This window comes from Dyella sp. A6 (assembly GCF_036320485.1).
Classification (GTDB): domain Bacteria; phylum Pseudomonadota; class Gammaproteobacteria; order Xanthomonadales; family Rhodanobacteraceae; genus Rhodanobacter_A; species Rhodanobacter_A aluminiiresistens.
In genome coordinates this window covers 2,992,132-3,011,477 of sequence record NZ_CP132911.1, presented here as the reverse complement: position 1 = coordinate 3,011,477, position 19,346 = coordinate 2,992,132, and the positions used below count along the sequence as shown (strand labels likewise).

Genomic DNA, 19,346 nt, shown 5'->3' with positions numbered 1-19,346 from the left:
CGGTATCGACCACGCCGCAAGCAGAATGCGCCATTTCCAACGCCTTGTTGCTGTCCGTATCCGCATGGCCATGTTCCGTGGCTGCCTGGGGTATCCACAGGTTAGGTGTGGCTGCGATGGATCTGCAACCGGCGCGTTGGCAAGCGCCGGTCAGGCGTTGTTCCTCGATGACTTGCGACGGCATGCACGGCCGGAGCGCGGGCGCGCGTCCGGCCATGCATCTCAGGGCGTCATATCAGCGGGTTGCCCTTGATCGCGCGGTAGCGGAAGTCGTGCAACCGGGCGGGGGTGGCGCCGGTACTGTAGAGGCCTACCCGCAGGCTCAGGAAGTCGCCGAACACGTTGTGGTTGATGCCCGACACTTCCATGCGGATGGTGTGCAGCTGCCAGCTGTGGCCGTCGTCGTGCGAGTACTCGAAGGTCACCACGTTGTGGTCGTTGGTCATGCGCACGCGTACCCGGCGGTTGTCCCGCTTGATGCGTGCCCACGGCAGTTCCTGCGCGTACTCGAAGGTCTTGATGGTGTCGGGGGTGAAGCCGACGCCGACGAAGGCCTTGTGGTTGTAGAACAGCAACAGGCCGGCCTCGGCATCGCCGGAAAGCTCGAAGCCGATTTCCGCGACATAGGCGCGATCGCCCACGCGGCAGACCATCGGCGAGCTGTCGGCAGGGGAATGGCCGGCACCCGCCAGTTGCAGGCCGTTGCCGCCATAGCGGGCGCGCTGGATTTCATCCGGCCGCGGATCGTGGAAGGCCCACTGGATGCCGAAGCGGTTGCTGGAGAAGTCGTCCGAGAGCGCGAAGCCGGCCGGCCCCGGCTTGCCGCCGGCGGGGATGGGCAAGGGGCGGGACAGGTCGCCACCGGTCGCCACCGGCCAGCCGTCGGCGGTCCACTCCATCGGCTCCAGCAGTGCCTGCCGGCCCAGGGTGCGGAAGCTGTTCTCGTAGCCGTGATAGATCATCCACCAGTCGCCGGCCGGTCCGTCGATGAAAGTGGCGTGGCCGCGCGACCACCAGGGTTCGGCGGCCGAACGGGTGTGCACGATCGGGTTGTGCGGGCAGTTTTCCCACGGGCCGTGCACCGAGCGCGAACGGGCCACGATGACCATGTGGCTGGTCGGCGGTCCCGCGGTGCCGCCGACGGCGCTGACCAGGTAGAACCAGCCGTCGCGGCGGAGCAGTTTCGGCCCTTCCGGAGCGAAATCCTCGACCACCCAGTCGCTGGGGTAGTGCCATGGTGTGTAGGCATGCTTGAGCGGACCATCGGCGGCAAGGCCGTCGTCGGTCAGCCGGACCATGCGGATGCCGTTGACGAACAGGTAGCGCTTGCCGTCTTCGCCGACCACGTGGGCCGGATCGATGCAGCCGGTGACGCCGGTATCAATCGGGTCGCTCCAGGGACCGGTAACCTGCCTGGCCCAGATCACGAAGATCGCCCAGTCGCCGCCGGGCCGTTGCGCCGGCAGGTAGATGTAGTAGCGGTCCTTGTATTTGCACAGGTTGACCGCGAACACGTTGCCCATCGGCTTATGCAGGGCTGTGGCGACAGGGCTCCAGTTGAGCAGGTCGGTCGAGTGCCAGATCACGATCCCGGGCGACGCGGTGAACGGCGTGAACGTCATGTAGTAGTCGTCGCCATCCTTCAGCACGGTGGGGTCGGGATGGTCGCCGGCCACGATCGGGTTGAGGTAGCGCCCGTTGCCGAGGTCGGCCTTGCGCTGGTCTTCGATACCGTGACCCCAGTGCGGGTCGGCCGGGACGCAGGTTTCCGTGGCGTCGGCACGCGTGGCCCTGACCAGCGGTACGGCGACGGCGCTGGCCGCGACGGCCTTGAACAGGTTCCTGCGGGTGATATCGGTCATGGCGTGTGATGTGTCTGCGGGTAGTGGTTTTTGGTCGAGGCCCCGGTCAGGCGCGCTTTACGCGTGGCCGTGCGCCGTGCGGATGGCATACACGTAGGCCGCGGCATGTCCCGGCTGTGCGCCGACATGCAGCACCAGGCCCTTGGGCGTGCTCTGCCAGTGCACCGCTTCGGACGAGCCGAGCAGGCGCACCTCGCGTACCCGATCGGAAGGCTTGACCGAGTGGATCGTCACGCTGCCGCTGGCCGGCCAGCCCAGTTCGATCGCATACAGCACGCCGTCCTTGCGGGTGAAGCGGAAGTCCTCGGCGGTGTAGGCCTGACCTAGGTTTTCCTTGAACTCGCCGGCGCTCTGCGTGGTTGGGCCTTCGCCGTACACGCGCCACGGATGGCTGCCGTAGATGGCCTGGCCGTTGGTCGCCAGCCACTTGCCGATCTTCAGCAGCACGGACTTTTCCTGCGGCACGATGGTGCCGTCGGGTTTGGGGCCGATGTCCAGCAGCAGGTTGCCGTTCTTGCTGACCACGTCGGCCAGCAGATGGATGATGTCGGCGGCGGAACGGAAGGTGTCGTGCTTTACGTAGCCCCAGGAGCTGTTGCTGATGGTGGTGTCGGTCTGCCACGGCTGGGCGCGGATGCCGGCGAGCTGGCCGCGCTCCACGTCCAGGATCGCACTGCCGGTTGGCATGGCATGCAGCTTGTAGGTCAGCACCACGCCGCCGCGGCGCACGCCGTCGTTGTAGTAACCGGCCAGGAAGTCGGCCAGCGCCTGGCGGAACGCGGGGTGGCCGACCCACCAGTCGAGGTAGATCAGGTCAGGGTGGTAATAGCTTTCCAGCTCCATCGTGCGGGCCAGCCAGTCGTGCACCCAGGCCTGCGACACGTAGGTCCAGTCCTGCTGCAGGTCCTGGTCGCCGTCCTGGGTGACATGCGGTTCCGCGGGGCCGTAGAAATCGGCGTAGGCCGGGTTGTTCACGTCGGACGGGATGTCGCGACCCTGGTCGAAGAACCAGTCGTGCTCGGCACGGTGCGAGGACAGGCCGAAGCGCAACCCCTGTGCGCGCACCGCCTTCTCCAACGCCGCGACCACGTCGCGCTTCGGCCCCATGTGGACGGCGGTCCAGCGGCTGAGGCGCGAGTTGTACATGGCGAAGCCGTCGGAGTGTTCGGCCACTTCGATCACGTAGCGCGCGCCGGCCTGGCGGAACAGTCGCGCCCAGGCGTCGGGATGCCAGTGCTGTGCCTTGAAGTCGGGGATGAAGTCCTTGTAGTCGTGCTTGGTCAGCGAGCCGTAGGTGGCGACCTGGTGGGCGTATTCGCGCGTGGTGTGGTCGTACATGTTGCGCGGGTACCACTCGTTGGCGAAGGCCGGCACGGCGTAGACGCCCCAGTGGATGAAGATGCCGAACTTGGCGGCGCCGAACCATGCCGGTGGCTGGTATTTCAGCAGCGAGCTCCAGTCGGGTCGGAACGGCCCCTGGGCATCGGCTTTGGCAACTTTCGCCAGCAGTTCCTTGCGCACCGGTGCATAGCGCGCGGTGGCGCGCTGCCAGGCCTGGTCCATCTGTTCCGGCGTTAACGTTTTTGCGGTCGGTGCGTCGGCCTGTTGCCCGGCCATGGTCAGAAACGGCATTGAGCTGGCCAGTACGAGCAGGCCGGCGAGCCATCCGCGACGGATGACGGCACGTGGCCGGAAGGGGCGTATGGCGGGCCTAGCAGCCATGGGTCACTCCGTGGTTTGGATCGCTACACGCTAGCAGCAAGCCCGGGCCCGGAAGAGTTCTTGTGCGATTGCATACGAAGAAACATTAACCGCGGCTGGCAATTTCGTAATTGTCTCGGCGGGTGGGGCACATCAGCATCCGCACCAGCAAAAAAGGGAGCGCAGGCCTTCGTGATGGCCGCGACAGCCTTCAGCCATCGATGTCCGGCTGAACAGAAGCTCCCACCGACAAGCAAGCAGCTATGGGGAGAGTGTTTCGCATGAACAAGACCAACCACGTGAGCGGTATGCATGGCATGACTCGCGTTTCTGTTTTGACGCGCTTGTCTGCCGCTATCGGCGTCGCGTTGCTGGGAATGGTGTCGCTGGGCGCGCATGCCGCGTCCCCGGACCAGGTGCAGACCGGCGCCACGGTCGTCAAGCACCACATCAAGGACAAGAGCAAGACCGCCAAGACGACCACCAACCTGTCGGCGGTCACCGTCACCGGCATGCGCGCCAGCCTGATGTCGGCCGAGCAGCTGAAGGAAAATGCACCGCAGATCGTCGACTCGGTTACCGCGGTCGACATCGGTGCACTGCCCGACCGCAGCGTGACCGAAACCCTGCAGCGCATCAGCGGCGTCACCATCGACCACTTCCTGTCGCCGAACGACTCCGACCATCCGTCGGCCGAAGGCAGCGGCGTGATGATCCGCGGCCTGACCGAGGTTCGCGGTGAACTGAACGGACGCGACATCTTTTCGGCCAACAGCGCGCGTGGCCTCAGCTTCCAGGACGTGCCCGCCGAACTGATGGCCGGCGTGGACGTGTACAAGAACCCGTCGGCCGACATCATCGAAGGCGGCATCGGCGGTACGGTCAACCTGCGCACACGGCTGCCGTTCGACGCGCCGGGCCGGCTGATCTCGTTCAACACGGGCGTGAACGAAGGTGACATGTCCAAGAAGAGCAAGCCCTCGGCTTCATTCCTCTACAGCAACCGCTGGAAGACCGAGAACCTCGGCGAGATGGGCGCGCTGTTCGACGTTGCCTATTCCTCGCTGGCCACGCGCAGCGACGGCATCCAGGTGGAGCCCTACGTGCGCCGCAACGATGCGGCGGTGCTGGCGGGCACCCATTTCAGCCAGGTCTACGTGCCCGGCGGCGCCGACTGGCGCACGCTGGATTTCCAGCGTCGCCGCATCGGTATCGCGGGCGCGTTCCAGTGGCGGCCGAACCACAACATGGAGTTCATCTCCCAGGTGCTGCGTTCCGGCTATGACATGAGCTGGAACGAGCACGGCGCGATCTTCAACGACAGCACCAACAACGTGGTGCCGGCGCCCGGAACCACCTTCCAGTACAGCCCCGACGGCGTGTTCGAAGGGGGCTGGCTGGCGTCCAACTCCTGGCGCGGCGGCCTCAGCGGCGATGGTGTGCGCTTCAGCGGCGACAACCGTTACTCGCACCAGCGCACCATCACCACTGACTGGTCCAACCACTTCAAGTGGTACCTCAGCGACAACTGGATCCTGTCGGCCGACTTCCAGATGGTGAAGTCCACCAGCCGCGGTGTCGACTTCACCGTGTTCGACTCCACCTATCTGCCGGGTGTCTATCTCGACACCAGCGGTTCGTTGCCCAAGGTGACCGTCAGCCCGTCGAACTATGTCGACAATCCAGCCAATTACTTCTGGTCGGCGGCGATGGATCACCATGAGGACGACCGTGGCTGGGAGCATGCCGCGCGTATCGATCTGGAATACGACTTCGACAACAGCAACTGGCTGCAGTACGTGAAGTTCGGCGTGCGCGCCACCAGCCGCATCGAGACCAACAAGATCAGCGGCTACAACTGGGGCGTGATCACCGACAACTGGGCGACCATCAACAGCCCCAATGGCCTGGCCGATCTCAACAATTACCTGCCGGGCATGTCGCAGCTGTACAACTACTCGGACTTCTTCCGTGGCAACGCCACGATGCCGTCGCTGTACTTCGCCAACGACTCGCTGGCCGAGAACTACATGGCGGCGTACAAGGCGCTGCACTCGGTCGGTGTGTCCTGGGGCTGGACGCCGATGACGGCGTACTCGCTGCAGGACATCAACAACCAGAACGAGAAGACCCAGGCCGCCTACGGCATCGTGTTCTTCGGCAACCAGGTGTTTGGTATTCCGTTCGACGGCAACCTCGGCCTGCGGCTGGTGCGCACGCAGGAGAATGCACAAGGCTGGGGCGAGTACCCGAACCTATCGCAGTCGGGCGTGACCAGCAGCCTGGCCACCGCATACACCGGCCAGTACTTCCCGCTGAGCGGTGGCGGTACCTACAAGAACGCGCTGCCCAGCCTGAACCTGCGTTTCAAGCTGACGCATGACCTGCAGTGGCGTATCGCCGCGTCCAAGGCGATGGCCCGGCCGGACTTCGCCCAGCTGCAGCCGTACCTGCAGCTGGGGGCCACGCTCAATGCCGACAACACCGCGGTGACGCAGTGGACCGGCGCGGCGGGCAACCCCAACCTGAAACCGATGGAAGCGAAACAGTACGACACCGCGCTGGAGTGGTACTTCGGTCCCACCAGCGAGCTGTACACCACGCTGTTCTACAAGGACATCAGCAACTACATCGAGACCGAAACCAAGACCGAGAACTACAACGGTCAGAACTACCTAGTAACGCGTCCGTACAACAACGGTACCGGTACGGTCCGTGGTGCCGAGTTCGGCTACTCGCAGTTCTTCAGCTTCCTGCCGGGCTGGCTCCAGGGGCTGGGCGTGCAGGTGAACTACACCTACGTGAAGAGCCAGGGTGGCGTGAACTCCGCGACCGACCCGTACTACGCGACGACCGTGAAGGGCGTGGCTCTGCCGCTGGTCGGTCTGTCCAAGAACAACTACAACTTCATCGCGATGTACGACTACAGCCGCTGGTCGGCGCGTCTGGCCTGGAACTGGCGTTCGCGTTACCTGCTGAGTACCAGCGATGCGTCCACGCATCTGCCGACCTGGTCGGACAGCTATGGGCAGCTGGATGGTTCGGTGTTCTACCACCTGAACAAGCACATGCAGGTCGGTCTGCAGATGAACAACCTCAACAACGCCAAGACGCGCGTGTTGATGGGCCCGACCAGCTACAGCGACGGCACGGTCGATCCGCGCCTGTACAAGCGTGGCATTTTCGTCAACGACCGGCGTTACGAGCTGGTCTTCCGGGCAACGTTCTAAGCGATGGAGGTATTTCGCATGTTCCGCCGCAGCGCGCGCAAGTGGGTGTGGGGTCTGGTTCTGGTGGCAGGTTCGCTGCATGCCACTGGCCACCCGGCGGAACATGTGAAGTACGACTTCGCCGGTGTGCGCATCGGCGGAGGCGGTTACGTCACCGGGCTGGCATTCGACGCAGCCGTGCCCGGACTGCTGTATGCACGCACCGATGTGGGTGGTGCCTACCGCTGGGACAGCGGTCAGCGACGCTGGGTGTCGCTGACCGACTGGATCGAGGCGGCAGATACCAACTGGCTGGGCATCGACAGCCTGGCGCTGGACCCGTCCGACCCGAATCGGCTCTATCTGCTCGCGGGTACCTACACGTTCCCCGGGGCCGGCGATGCGGCGGTGCTGTGCTCCACCGACCGGGGGCGCCATTTCACGGCGGCGCGGTTGCCGTTCCCGATGGGCGGCAACGAGCTGGGCCGCGGCAATGGCGAGCGGCTGGCGGTGGACCCGCATGACGGCCGTATTCTTTTCCTCGGCTCGCGCAATGCGGGCCTGTGGCGCAGCGACGACCACGGTACCCACTGGCAGCAGGTAAAAAGTTTTCCCTCGGTCGCGACCAGCAAATCCTCGACGGCGGCCAACGCCTGGCGGCGCCAGCCGATCGGTATCGTGTTCGTCGTGTTCGACTCGGCCAGCGGTCGCAAGGGCCAGCCCACGCCAGTGCTGTATGCCGGCGTGTCGACCCGCCAGACCAGTCTTTTCGAATCCGTCGATGGCGGCCTGCACTGGCGGCCCGTGCCCGGTCAGCCGACCGGTCTGCGGCCGAGCCACATGCACCGTTCCAGCGACGGCTCGTACTACCTCACTTATGGCGACCAGCCCGGCCCGGACACGATGACGCGTGGCGCGGTCTGGCGCTGGCAGCCGGCCATCGGCCGCTGGACCAACATCACGCCGTTGCCGGCGGGTGGCGTGTCCAAGGGTTTCGGCTGGGGCGACGTGGCGATCGATCCGTCCAATCCGAAGGTGCTGATGGCCAGCACGATGGACCACTACACGCCGCACGACCTGCTGTTCCGCAGCACCGATGGCGGTCGCCACTGGACCAACGTGTTCGCTCATTCGGAATTCGACCACAGCAATGCGGTGTGGACCGTGGGGCATGCGCCGCACTGGATGACCCGCGTGGTCATCGATCCGGCCGATCCCGATCACGTGCTGTTCGTCACCGGCTACGGCATCTGGGCATCGCGTGACATGCGCAAGCTGGACCACGGCGGCCGCGTGCACTGGTGGTTCCAGGATCGCGGGCTGGAGGAAACCGTGCCGCTGGGGCTGATCAGCCCGCCGACCGGTGCGCATCTGCTCAGTGCGGTCGGCGACCTCGACGGGTTCCGTCACGCCAACCTGTCGGTGGCGCCGCCGCAGTTCCCGGCGCCGCCGCGTTACGCCAACAGCGAAAGCATCGACTATGCGGGTCGCCGGCCTTCGCTGATCGTGCGCAGCGGTTATCTTCGCCATCCGTTCGGACCGGCCATACGCGCGGCGTGGTCCCGCGACGATGGCCGGCACTGGACGGCGTTCGCCAGCGAACCGCCGACGGGCAAGGGCGCCGGCAGCCTGGCAGTGAATGCCGATGGCACTGTCGTGGTGTGGGCCCCGCGTGGTGCTGCCGCGGCTTACCGCACGACCGACTTCGGCCGGCACTGGCAGCTTGCCAAGGGTCTGCCGGGCGGCCTGCAGATACGCAGCGACCGCTTCGATGCACAGCGTTTCTACGCGGTCGATCCGGCCACCGGCGCATTGTTCGCCAGTGACGATGGCGGTCGCAGCTTCGTGGCAATGGGCGGCGAGCTGGCAACCGCTGTCCACGGCCATGCGCATGTATTGCTGGAAGCCTCGCCGCGGCAGGGTGGGATCGTCTACGTGGCGGCGCGCGATGTGCCGTTGCTACGCGCGGATGTGCAGGGCCATGTGCTGATGCGCTACGCGAAGCTGGACGGCGTGGATGCCTTCGGCTTCGGCAAGGCGGCGCCGGGGCAGCATGCGCCGACCCTGTTCGTCGCCGGTCGACTGCAGGCCAAGCAGGGCATCTACCGCTCGATCGACGGCGGCCGGCAGTGGCAGGAAATCGACGATGCCGCGCATCGATACGGGCGCGTCCATCTGATCATCGGCGACCCACGGGTGTTCGGGCGGGTCTACATCGCGCCCGATGCGCGCGGAATCATCTATGGCGAGCCGGCAGGAGGCGCAAAGTGAAATTCAGACATCTGGGCATCCTGTTGGCAGGCTGCCTCTGCTTTCCAGTGGCGCATGCGTCCTCCCTGCGCATGCCGCTGGTTTTTTCCAGTGGAGCCGTGCTGCAGCGCGGACAGCCGCTGCGCGTATGGGGCTGGGCCGCGCCCGGCGATCATGTGGACGTGGCGCTGGACGGCAGCGCGGCTACCGCGACCGTCGGCAAGGACGGGCGCTGGAAGGCGATACTGCCCAGGCATGCCGCGGGCGGGCCATACACCCTCAGTGTGGTGGACGGCGCGCAGCGCATCGATATTCCCCGCGTGATGGTGGGCGACGTGTGGCTGTGTTCGGGTCAGTCGAACATGGAGTTCACCGTCAGCGAGGTGCGTGATGCGGCTGCCGAGATCGCCCGCGCGAACGACCCCGACATCCGCCAATTCAAGGTGCCGCGCAGCGCCTCGCTGCAGCCGCAGTCACAGCTTGCCGGCGGCAGCTGGGTGGACGCCAGCCCGGCCACGGTGGGCAAGTTTTCGGCGGTGTGCTGGTTCTTCGCCAGGGACATGCAGGCACGTACCCATGTGGCGCAGGGCCTGATCAACAGCAGTTGGGGCGGCAGCAGCATCCAGGCCTGGACCGATGCTGTCACCGGCCATTTCGACATGCCCAAGCTGGCCCGCGAACTGAAGGCCGAAGCGGCCGTCGAGGACCGGCGCATGGCCGCTGCGCGTCGGCAGCTGGCGCGCTGGCCGGCCGCATTGGCGGCGGACGACGCGGCCGTTCTTCCGGCCGAGACCGGCACGTGGTCGGGCTGGGCGGCCCCCGGGCTGGATACTGCGGACTGGGCGCGGATTCCGGTGCCGGCCTACTGGGAAACCAAGGGCTATTACGACATGGACGGCCTGGCCTGGTACCGCACCAGCTTCACGCTGGACGCGGCACAGACAGCGCAGGGCATCACCCTGGGCCTGGGCGAGGTGGACGACTCCGATCGCAGCTATGTCAACGGACATCTGGTCGGCGCGACCAGCGAAGCCTGGAACAAGCCGCGTGTCTACACGGTTCCCGCGCGCTTCCTGCACGCTGGGCGCAATGTGATCGCGGTGCGGGTGGACGACTTGGGCGCCGGCGGCGGCATCCATGGCAGTGCGGACGCGCTGTACGTGCAGTATGCGGACGGCACGCGGCATCCGCTGGCCGGGCAATGGCTGTTCCGCCCGCAGGCGGTCTACCTGACCCGTACCGACATGCGCGAGATCAAGCCGGCGATCCTTTACAACGCGATGATCCACCCGCTGCTGGGTTACCCGCTGCGCGGCATCATCTGGTACCAGGGCGAGGCCAATGCGCTGGCGCATGAGGCACGGTCCTATGCGACGCGCTTCAAGACCCTGATCCGCGTCTGGCGCAAGCAGTGGAGCCGGCCGCGGCTGCCGTTCATCTGGGTCCAGCTGGCCAACTTCAAGGCCGGCGAGGACACCGCACAATACAGCCCGTGGGCAGAACTGCGTGCGGCCCAGACGTCCGCACTGGCACTGCCTGAAACCGGTCAGGCGATCACCATCGACATCGGCAGCACCGACACCATCCATCCGACCGACAAGCAGGATGTGGGGCACCGGCTGGCGCTGGTCGCGCGTCGACTGATCCTTGGCGACAAGGTGATCGATTCTGGTCCGGTGTTCCGCTCGATGCAGGTCGAAGGATCGAGCGTGCGGATCCATTTCGCGACCCAGGGCCAGGCGCTGGCGGTGCGCGGCGGCGGCGACCGTGTCGGCGGATTCGAGCTGGCGGGTGCCGACATGCACTACAAGCCGGCGCAGGCGCGGATTGTTGGACACGAGGTGGTGGTCGGCAGCGCCGATGTGAAGCATCCCGTGGCCGTGCGCTATGCGTGGAGCGAAGACCCGGTCGACGCCGACCTGATCGGCCAGAACGGCCTGCCGGCGGGACCATTCCGTGACGAGGTGAAACGATGAGCGGACGTATTGCATGGCTCGCACGGCGGGCCGCCCGGATCCTCTGCGTGCTGCTGCTGGGTGCAGGCCCGGCGTGGGCGGCCGACGCGCCGATACCGCGCATCGTCACCCACGACGGTCGTCACGCGTTGCTGGTCGACGGCAAGCCGTTCCTGATCCTGGGCGCGCAGGTCAACAATTCCAGTGCGTGGCCGGCCATGCTTGCCGACGTGTGGCCGGCGATCGAACAGATGCATGCCAATACGGTCGAGGTGCCGATGGCCTGGGGGCAGGTCGAGCCGCAGGAAGGGCACTTCGATTTCAGCTTCCTGGACACCCTGTTGCATCAGGCTCGGGCCCACCACGTGCGGCTGGTGCTGCTGTGGTTCGGCACCTGGAAGAACACCTCGCCGAACTACGCACCTTCGTGGGTGAAGCTGGACAATCGTCGCTTTCCGCGCGTGATCACCCGCGATGGCCGCATGCTGAATGTGCTGTCGCCGTATGCGAAGAGCACGCTGGATGCCGACCGCACCGCCTTCGTCGCCTTCATGACCCATCTGCGCAAGGTCGATGGCGCGCGGCACACGGTGATCATGGTGCAGGTGGAAAACGAGTCGGGCATGTATGGCAACGACCGCGACTATTCGGACGCGGCCAACCACCTGTTCGACGGGCCGGTGCCCGCGGCGCTGCTGCAGGCGCTGGGCAAGTCGCCGGGCAACTGGACGCAGGTGTTCGGCAAGGACGCGGCAGTGGATTTCAGCGCCTGGTCGATCTCGCATTACATCAACCAGATCGCGCAGGCCGGCAAGGCCGTCTACGACCTGCCGATGTACGCCAACGCAGCCCTGCGCGACCCGCTGAAACCGGGCCCGCCCGGGAGCTATCCCAGCGGTGGTCCCAGCGACAATGTGATACCGATCTGGCGCGCCACCGCGCCATCGCTGGACCTGGTCGCACCGGATATCTACTTTCCCGATTACGCCCGCTACATGGCGGTGCTCGATCATTACGCACGTGCGGACAACCCGCTGTTCGTGCCGGAAACGGGCAACGCCGCCGCGTATGCGCGCTACGTCTACGCCGTACTCGGACACGGCGCCATCGGCTTCTCGCCGTTCGGCATGGACTTCACCCGCTACACCAATTATCCGCTGGGTGCTTCGGCCAAGGATGGCGCCGCCCGTGTGGCCCCGTTCGCGCCCAGCTACCGCGTGCTGGAGTCGGTCGACCGGATACTTGCGCAGGCGTCGTTCGATGGTCGCCTGTGGGGCGCCAGCGAACCGACCGCGACGCATGAGCAGACGCTGGACCTGGGGGCCTGGAAGGTCCGCCTCGGTTACGGCCAGCCACAGTTCGGCGAGGTGCCGCCCAAGGGCAATCCGAGTCCCGAAGGCGGCGCGCTGATCGCTCGGCTGGCACCCAACGAATACCTGGTGACCGGCCGCAACGTGCGGGTGAGCTTCGAACCCGGTGCCGGCCACAAGGGCATCCATTTCCTCTACGACCATGTCGAGGAAGGTCATTACCAGCATGGCCACTGGGTTTTCCGCCGCGAGTGGAATGGCGACCAGACCGACTACGGCCTGAATTTCACCGACCAGCCGACCGTGCTTCGGGTGCGGCTGGGTACGTATTGAGGTATGTCATGCGCAAGGCCTTGTTGAGTCTGTCGCTGCTGATGTCGGGCCCGGCCGCCGTTGTCGCCGGAACGGCGGGCTATCCATTGCCGGACACGCCTGCCGTCGAGCAGCAGGTGAATCACCTGCTGGGCGAACTGAGCCTGCAGCAGAAAGTCGACCTGCTGGGCGGCGTCGACGGCTTCTGCACGCGGGCGATGCCGACGATCGGCTTGCCCAGGCTGTGCATGTCCGATGGCCCGGTCGGCGTGCGCATGCATGGTCCGTCCAATGCCTATGCCGCCGGTATGGCGCTGGCGGCGAGCTGGGACCCTTCGCTGGCGCGGGAAGTCGGCACGTCGATTGGCAAGGACGCGCGCGCGCGCGGCATCAGCTTCGTGCTTGGCCCGGCGGTGAACATCTACCGGGCGCCGCTGGACGGCCGCAACATGGAGTATTACGGCGAAGATCCCTTGCTGGCTGGATCGATCGCGGTCGGCATGATCAAGGGCATCCAGAGCCAGGGCGTGGTCGCCACGATCAAGCATTTCGTGGCGAACAATTCCGAATACGACCGTCGCCACCTCGACAGCCTGGTCGACGAGCGCACGCTGCACGAGATCTACCTGCGCGCCTTCGAGATGGCGGTGAAGCAGGGCCACGTCGGTGCGGTGATGAGCAGCTACAACCGCGTCAACGGCGACTACACCGCCGAAAGCCGTTACCTGATCCATGACGTGCTCGATCGTGGGTGGGGCTTCAAGGGTCTGTTCATGTCCGACTGGGGCGCAGTACACGACGGGATCAAGGCGTTCAAGGCGGGGCTGGACCTGGAGATGCCGGCGGCGGACCAGATGACGCCCGCGAAAATCCTGCAGGGCCTGCAGGACGGCACGCTGTCGCAGACGCAGCTGGACAGCAAGGTACGCCGGTTGCTGCGTACGGCGGTACGGTTTGGTCTCATGGATCGCCCGCGGCAGGACTACGCGGAACCGCTGCTCGGTCCCGCTGCGAATCAGGTGGCGCTGCGCTCGGCACTGGAATCGGCGGTGCTGCTGAAGAACGCACACCATACGCTTCCGTTCGACGCAGCCCGCATGAAGACGATTGCCGTGATCGGCCCGATGGCGTATCCCGGCGCAGCCAGTGCGGGCGGCAGTTCGCACATCGATACGTTCCACACCGTGAGCATCCTCGAGGGGATCAGCCAACTGGTCGGGAGCAAGGTCAAGGTGCTCTATAGTCCTGGCCTGCCGACGCCGGACCAGGTGTTCAAACGGCCGGCCTTCGTCACGGGTGACGGGAAGCCGGGCCTGCTGCGGCAGACCTTCGACAACCCCGATTTCGCCGGCCTTCCTGCGGCCAGCACGGTCGATGCGACGGTCGATCACTGGAAGCCCGAGTTGTGGACCACGCCGGCGACCCTGCGCAAGAGCATCCGCTGGTCCGGCCGTTTCGTGCCGGGCAAGAGCGGCAAGTACCTGTTCCTCACGGCGGCAGCAAGCCAGGACAGCTACACGCTGTACGTGAACGGCAAGGCCGAGATCGTGCAGCCGATGCGCGAGGGGCAGGCACCGCATGCGGTGACGCTGTCGCTGGTCGCAGGCAAGCCGGTGCAGTTGCGGCTCGACTACAAGCCCGATGTCGCCTACAGCCGGATGGGCTTTGGCGTGATCGCGGTTGACGACCTGATTGCACCGGCCGCGCGCAAGATGGCCGCAATGGCGGATGCCGCTGTGGTGGCAGTGGGTTACGGGCCCGCGGCGGAAAGCGAGGCGTTCGATCGCAGTTTCGAACTGCCATGGGGCCAGGCCGCGCTGATCCGAGCCGTTGCGCGTGCCAACCCACACACGGTGGTAACGGTGACCTCGGGCGGCGGCTATGCCACCCGGGGGTGGCTGGACGACGTGCCTGCCTTGCTGCAGAACTGGTATCCAGGACAGCAGGGTGGCACAGCGATCGCCGACATCCTGTTCGGCCGGCATTCGCCGGAAGGCAAGCTGCCGTTCTCCTTCCAGCGCGCCTGGAAAGACAATCCGGTGCACGATTTCTACTATGCGCATGCCGCGCCCGACGGGCACCCGGTGGTGCGTTATGGTGAAGGCGTGCTCCTGGGCTATCGCTGGTATACCAGTCATCCGGACAAGCCGCAGCCAGTGTTTCCGTTCGGCTTCGGTCTGTCGTACACGCAGTTCCGCTTCAGTCACCTGAAGGTGTCCGGGCCAAGCACCGACGGTTCGGTCGAGGTGGCTTTCGACGTGGCCAACACCGGCCACCGGGCCGGTGCCGAAGTGGCGCAGGTGTACGTCGGCGATCCGTCGGCGCAGGTCGCACGGCCGGCCCGGGAGCTGAAGGGGTTCCGCAAGTTGCGTCTGGCGCCGGGCGAGAGCCGGCATGTGAATATCGTTCTGGATCGCCGCGCATTCGCTTATTACGACGTGTGCCGGCATGGCTGGCGGGTCGATCCGGGCAAGTTCGTTGTCTATGTGGGCGATGCTTCAGACAGCACGCCGCTGCAGGCCGACATCACGATGGGAGCACAACCATGAAGACCTCTTTGCGCACCGCCTGGTGCCTGGCCGTGCCGATGGCGGCACTCGGTCTGGGCGTATCCGCCACGCCCGCTGACGTGCTACCGCACGTGCAGAAGCTATCCGACGGCATCATCGTGAGCCTGGCGCATTCGAAACAGCGGGTCAGACTGCAGGTGGTCGACGCCGATATCGTGCATGTCACCGCGACGCCGGATGGGCGCTTCGACCTGCCGCCGAGCCGGATGGCGCTGCACACTGGTGGCGACACGCATTTCACCGTGACCGAACACAACGGCGAGGCGATTCTTTCCACGCCCGCGCTCAGTGCGCACGTGGCGCTGACGGGCGGAGCGGTGAGCTTCTTCGACGCCAAGGGCCGGCCGATCCTGCACGAGCTGGACGGTGGCCGCAGCTTCACCCCCGAGCAGGTGCGCGGGCAGCCTTACTACGCCGTGCGGCAGCAGTTCCACTCGCCGCGCGACGAGGCGTTCTACGGCCTCGGGCAGCATCAGGAAGGCGTGATGAACTACAAGGGTAAGGATGTCCAGCTGGCCCAGCACAACATGGACATCGCGATTCCCTTCGTGGTGTCCTCGCGCGACTACGGCGTGCTGTGGGACAACGACTCCATCACCCGTTTCGGCGATCCGCGGCCGTACCGCCTCACCGGTAAGGCCTCGCCGCATCTGAAGCTGTTCGACGCGCAGGGCCGGCCCGGCGGCCTGACCGCGACGTACTACGTCAACGGCAAGGCGGTGCTGCGTCGTGACGAGTCGGACATCGACTACCAGTTCCTCAGCGACCAGAAGAAGTATCCGGACGGCCTCGACAGCACCAAGCTGCAGAAGGTGGTGTGGCAGGGCCAGCTGGGCGCCGACGAGACCGGTGCGCAGAAGTTCCGCCTGTATGCCAGCGGCTCGACCAAGCTGTACATCGACGGCAAACTGGTGCTCGATTACTGGCGGCAGAACTGGAACCCCTGGTACCGCGACTTCCGCATCCAGATGAAGCCGGGCGAGAAGCACGCGTTCCGCATCGTGTGGGAGCCGCAGGGCGGTTACATCGCGCTGCAGCACCTGGACCCGCTGCCGGCGGGCCAGCAGGACGAGCTGTCGCTGTTCTCGCAGGTGGCGAAGTCGGTCAACTACTACTTCATCCACGGCAACGACCTGCACGACGTGATCGCCGGCTACCGCAAGGTCACTGGCAAATCGGTGATGCTGCCGCGTTGGGCCTATGGCTACTGGCAGAGCCGCGACCACTACACCAACAGTAAGGAAATCATCGACACGGTCGAGAAGTACCGCAGCCTGGGCTTGCCGCTGGACAACATCGTGCAGGACTGGCGCTACTGGAAGGACCCCGACTGGGGCACCCACCAGTTCGACCGCTCGCGCTATCCGCACCCGGCGCAGATGATCCGCAAGCTGCACGAGTTGCATGCACACTTCATGATCTCGGTGTGGCCGAAGTTCTACACCACCACCAGCCACTACAAGGAACTCGCCGCCGCCGGCGACGTGTATCCCGAGTCGGTGAAGGAAGGGCTCAAGGACTGGGTGGGACCGGGCTACGAATACGCCTTCTATGACGCATTCAAGCCGGGCGCGCGCCGCATCTACTGGCGTCAGATCAAGGACAGCCTGGCCAAGCTGGGCGTGGACGCCTGGTGGCTCGACGCGACCGAGCCGGATATCAATTCCAACACCTCGATCGCCGAACGCATCCGCCTGATGGAGCCGGTCAGCGGTCGTGCGGCCGCGGCCGATTTCAATGCGTTCCCGCTGATGACGACGACCGCGGTCTACCAGGGCAGCCGTCGCAGCTACCCCGACCAGCGGGTGTTCATCCTGACCCGCTCGGCCTTTGCCGGACAGCAGCGCAATGCGGCGGCGAGCTGGAGCGGCGACGTGGCCTCGCGCTGGCGCGACCTGCGTGACCAGATCTCGGCCGGGGTGAATTTCTCCATGTCGGGCATTCCCAACTGGACCACCGATATCGGTGGCTACGTGACGCCGCCGAAGTACCTGCATCCGGATGCGGCGGCACTGGCGGAGTGGCGCGCGCTGTATGTCCGCTGGTTCCAGTTCGGCGCGTTCTGCCCGCTGTTCCGCTCGCACGGCCAGCCGCCGCTGCGCGAGATCTACAACATCGCCAGGCCGGGCACCCCGGTCTACGACACGTTGGCCTATTACGACCGGCTTCGTTACCGGCTGATGCCCTACATCTACACGCTGGCCGCGGATACCTACTGGCAGAACGGCAGCATCATGCGCGGGCTGGTGATGGACTTCCCGCATGACGCGAAGGTGCGCGACATCAACGACGAGTACCTGTTCGGTCCGTCCTTCCTGGTCGCCCCGGTGACCACCTACAAGGCGACGTCGCGCAAGGTCTACCTGCCAGCCGGTACGCAGTGGTACGACTTCAACAGCGGTCGCGAGCTGGCTGGCGGACAGACGGTCGATGCCGCGGCACCGCTGGACCGGATGCCGCTGTTCGTGCGGGCGGGTGCGATCATCCCGACCGGCCCGGCGATCCAGTACACCGGCGAGAAGCCCGATGCCCCGATCACCCTGCTGGTGTACACGGGCGCGGACGGTCACTTCTCGCTGTACGAGGATGCGGGCACCACCTACGGCTACGAACAGGGCCACTATTCGCGCGTGCCGTTCAGCTACGACAACGCTACCGATACACTGACCATCGGTGCCCGCCAGGGCGACGGTACCGGCGCGCCGGCCACCCGCGAGTTCATCGTGCGGCGGATCGACGGTCGTCACCCCGATCCGGCCGCTGCGGCGACGGCGGGCGACGTCCGCGTCAGTTATGCGGGCAAGCTAGTCAGCGTGAAGCTCTGAGGCACCTTGCCGCCGCCCGTCCGGTGCTTGCCGGGCGGGCGGCAGATCGTGGTCGCTGCCGTTCTGCTCGGCATATTGCCGCGGCGTGCAGCCCAGTTCGCGACGGAATACCGCGTACATGTACTGCAGCGAGGTGAAGCCGCTCTGCACGGCCACGTCGGCCAGCGGAACCGCGTCATTGACCAGCATTTTCTGCGCGGTTTCCAGCTTGTGCCGCAGGATGGCCTGGTGCACCGTCTGCCGGGTCTCGCGCTTGAAGTGTTCCTCAAGCAGGGTGCGCGACACGCCGACATAGTCGGCCACCTGGTCGGTCTTGATGCCCAGGCAGGCGTAATGCCGGATGTAGTGCAGCGCGCGCATCACGTGCGGGCTCTTCAGCGGCTGGTGCTGGCTGCTGGCCTGCACGTTGATGCCTTTCGGCGGCACGATGATGCGGGTCTGCGAAACACGGCCGCCATGCAGCATCTGGTGCAGCAGCTGAGCGGCGGTGTGGCCCATTTCTTCCGCGCCCTGCAGCACCGAAGTCAGCGCGATGCGGCTGAGCAGCTGCGCCATCGGATCGTTGTCGATGCCGACTACAGCGATCTGTGCGGGAACCGCCACGTCGGCCACCACGCAGGCCTGCAGCAGCTGCTGCGCGCGCGCGTCGGTGACCGCGATGATGCCGATGGGTTTGGGCAGCGAGCGCACCCACGCCACCATTGCCTGCTGGGCCACGCCCCAGCCACCTGCGCTTGTGGGCGAGCCGCGGTACACCAGTGCGTCGAGCCGGTCGGCGCGGGTCATGTCCAGGAATGCCTGCTCGCGCTCCATGGCCCAGCGGTTGCCGGGTGCTGGAGGCAGGCCGTAGAAGGCGAAGCGCTGCAGGCCCTGGTCGATCAGGTGATCGTAGGCAAGCCGCACCAGCTTGGCGTTGTCAGTGCCCACATACGGGATGTTTTCGGGGTACTGCCTGGGGTCGGCATACGAGCCGCCTACCGCGACCACCGGCAGGGGCATGCCGGAAAGCGTTTCGACCACGACCGGATCGTCGAAATCGGCAATGATGCCGTCGCCGCGCCAGTGGTGGATGCCCAGCGTGCGGCAGCGGAAATCCTCCTCCATGAAGAGGTCCCACTCCACACGAGTGGATTTAAGGTATTGCCCGATGCCGGTAAGGACGTTGCGGTCGTAAACCTTGTTGGCATTGAAAAGCAGGGCGATGCGATGTGGTGAAGCCATGGAATACCAGTGCCTTGCCAATCGATATCTGTCTATACGCACGGACAATACCTGCTGTAGAGCTTAGGCACATGCGGCATTGCGGCACGGAAAATGACGTGCCGCAATGGTGGATTTCGCAATTGCGGCAT

The 19,346-nt window shown here is 65.7% G+C and carries 9 protein-coding genes; 6 read left to right on the top strand and 3 right to left on the bottom strand.

Going from position 1 to position 19,346, the window contains the following annotated elements:
* Positions 1–230: 230 nt before the first annotated feature.
* Together RA164_RS13515 and RA164_RS13510 are read right to left on the bottom strand one after the other, a co-directional pair.
* Positions 231–1,862: a family 43 glycosylhydrolase gene (locus RA164_RS13515; protein ID WP_329741362.1), complete on the bottom strand. Its 1,632-nt coding sequence runs from the start codon at positions 1,860–1,862 to the stop codon at positions 231–233.
* A gap of 57 nt (positions 1,863–1,919) precedes the next feature.
* Positions 1,920–3,584 (bottom strand): alpha-L-fucosidase, encoded by a 1,665-nt coding sequence (locus RA164_RS13510; RefSeq protein WP_412731033.1) that lies wholly within the window; start codon positions 3,582–3,584, stop codon positions 1,920–1,922.
* Between the two features lie 260 nt (positions 3,585–3,844).
* On the opposite strand from RA164_RS13510, the gene RA164_RS13505 reads away from it, so the two are divergent.
* The 6 genes from RA164_RS13505 to RA164_RS13480 are packed head-to-tail and all read left to right on the top strand — an operon-like array spanning position 3,845 to position 17,994.
* A complete protein-coding gene (locus RA164_RS13505; protein ID WP_329741361.1) occupies positions 3,845–6,793 on the top strand; it encodes a TonB-dependent receptor in 2,949 nt (982 codons plus the stop codon).
* Between the two features lie 18 nt (positions 6,794–6,811).
* A complete protein-coding gene (locus tag RA164_RS13500; protein WP_329741360.1) occupies positions 6,812–9,043 on the top strand; it encodes a beta propeller repeat protein in 2,232 nt (743 codons plus the stop codon).
* On the top strand, positions 9,040–10,998 hold the full coding sequence (locus tag RA164_RS13495; protein ID WP_329741359.1) for a sialate O-acetylesterase: 1,959 nt from the start codon (positions 9,040–9,042) through the stop codon (positions 10,996–10,998). Before RA164_RS13500 ends, RA164_RS13495 begins: the two co-directional genes overlap by 4 nt.
* On the top strand, positions 10,995–12,620 hold the full coding sequence (locus RA164_RS13490; protein ID WP_329741358.1) for a GH35 family beta-galactosidase: 1,626 nt from the start codon (positions 10,995–10,997) through the stop codon (positions 12,618–12,620). Before RA164_RS13495 ends, RA164_RS13490 begins: the two co-directional genes overlap by 4 nt.
* An 8-nt stretch (positions 12,621–12,628) precedes the next feature.
* Positions 12,629–15,148, top strand: a complete 2,520-nt coding sequence (locus tag RA164_RS13485; RefSeq protein WP_329741357.1) for a glycoside hydrolase family 3 C-terminal domain-containing protein — start codon at positions 12,629–12,631, stop codon at positions 15,146–15,148.
* Positions 15,145–17,994: a TIM-barrel domain-containing protein gene (locus RA164_RS13480; protein ID WP_329741356.1), complete on the top strand. Its 2,850-nt coding sequence runs from the start codon at positions 15,145–15,147 to the stop codon at positions 17,992–17,994. Before RA164_RS13485 ends, RA164_RS13480 begins: the two co-directional genes overlap by 4 nt.
* Here RA164_RS13480 and RA164_RS13475 read toward each other — a convergent pair.
* Positions 17,974–19,215: a XylR family transcriptional regulator gene (locus tag RA164_RS13475; protein ID WP_329741355.1), complete on the bottom strand. Its 1,242-nt coding sequence runs from the start codon at positions 19,213–19,215 to the stop codon at positions 17,974–17,976. The genes RA164_RS13480 and RA164_RS13475 overlap by 21 nt on opposite strands.
* Positions 19,216–19,346 lie beyond the last annotated feature (131 nt).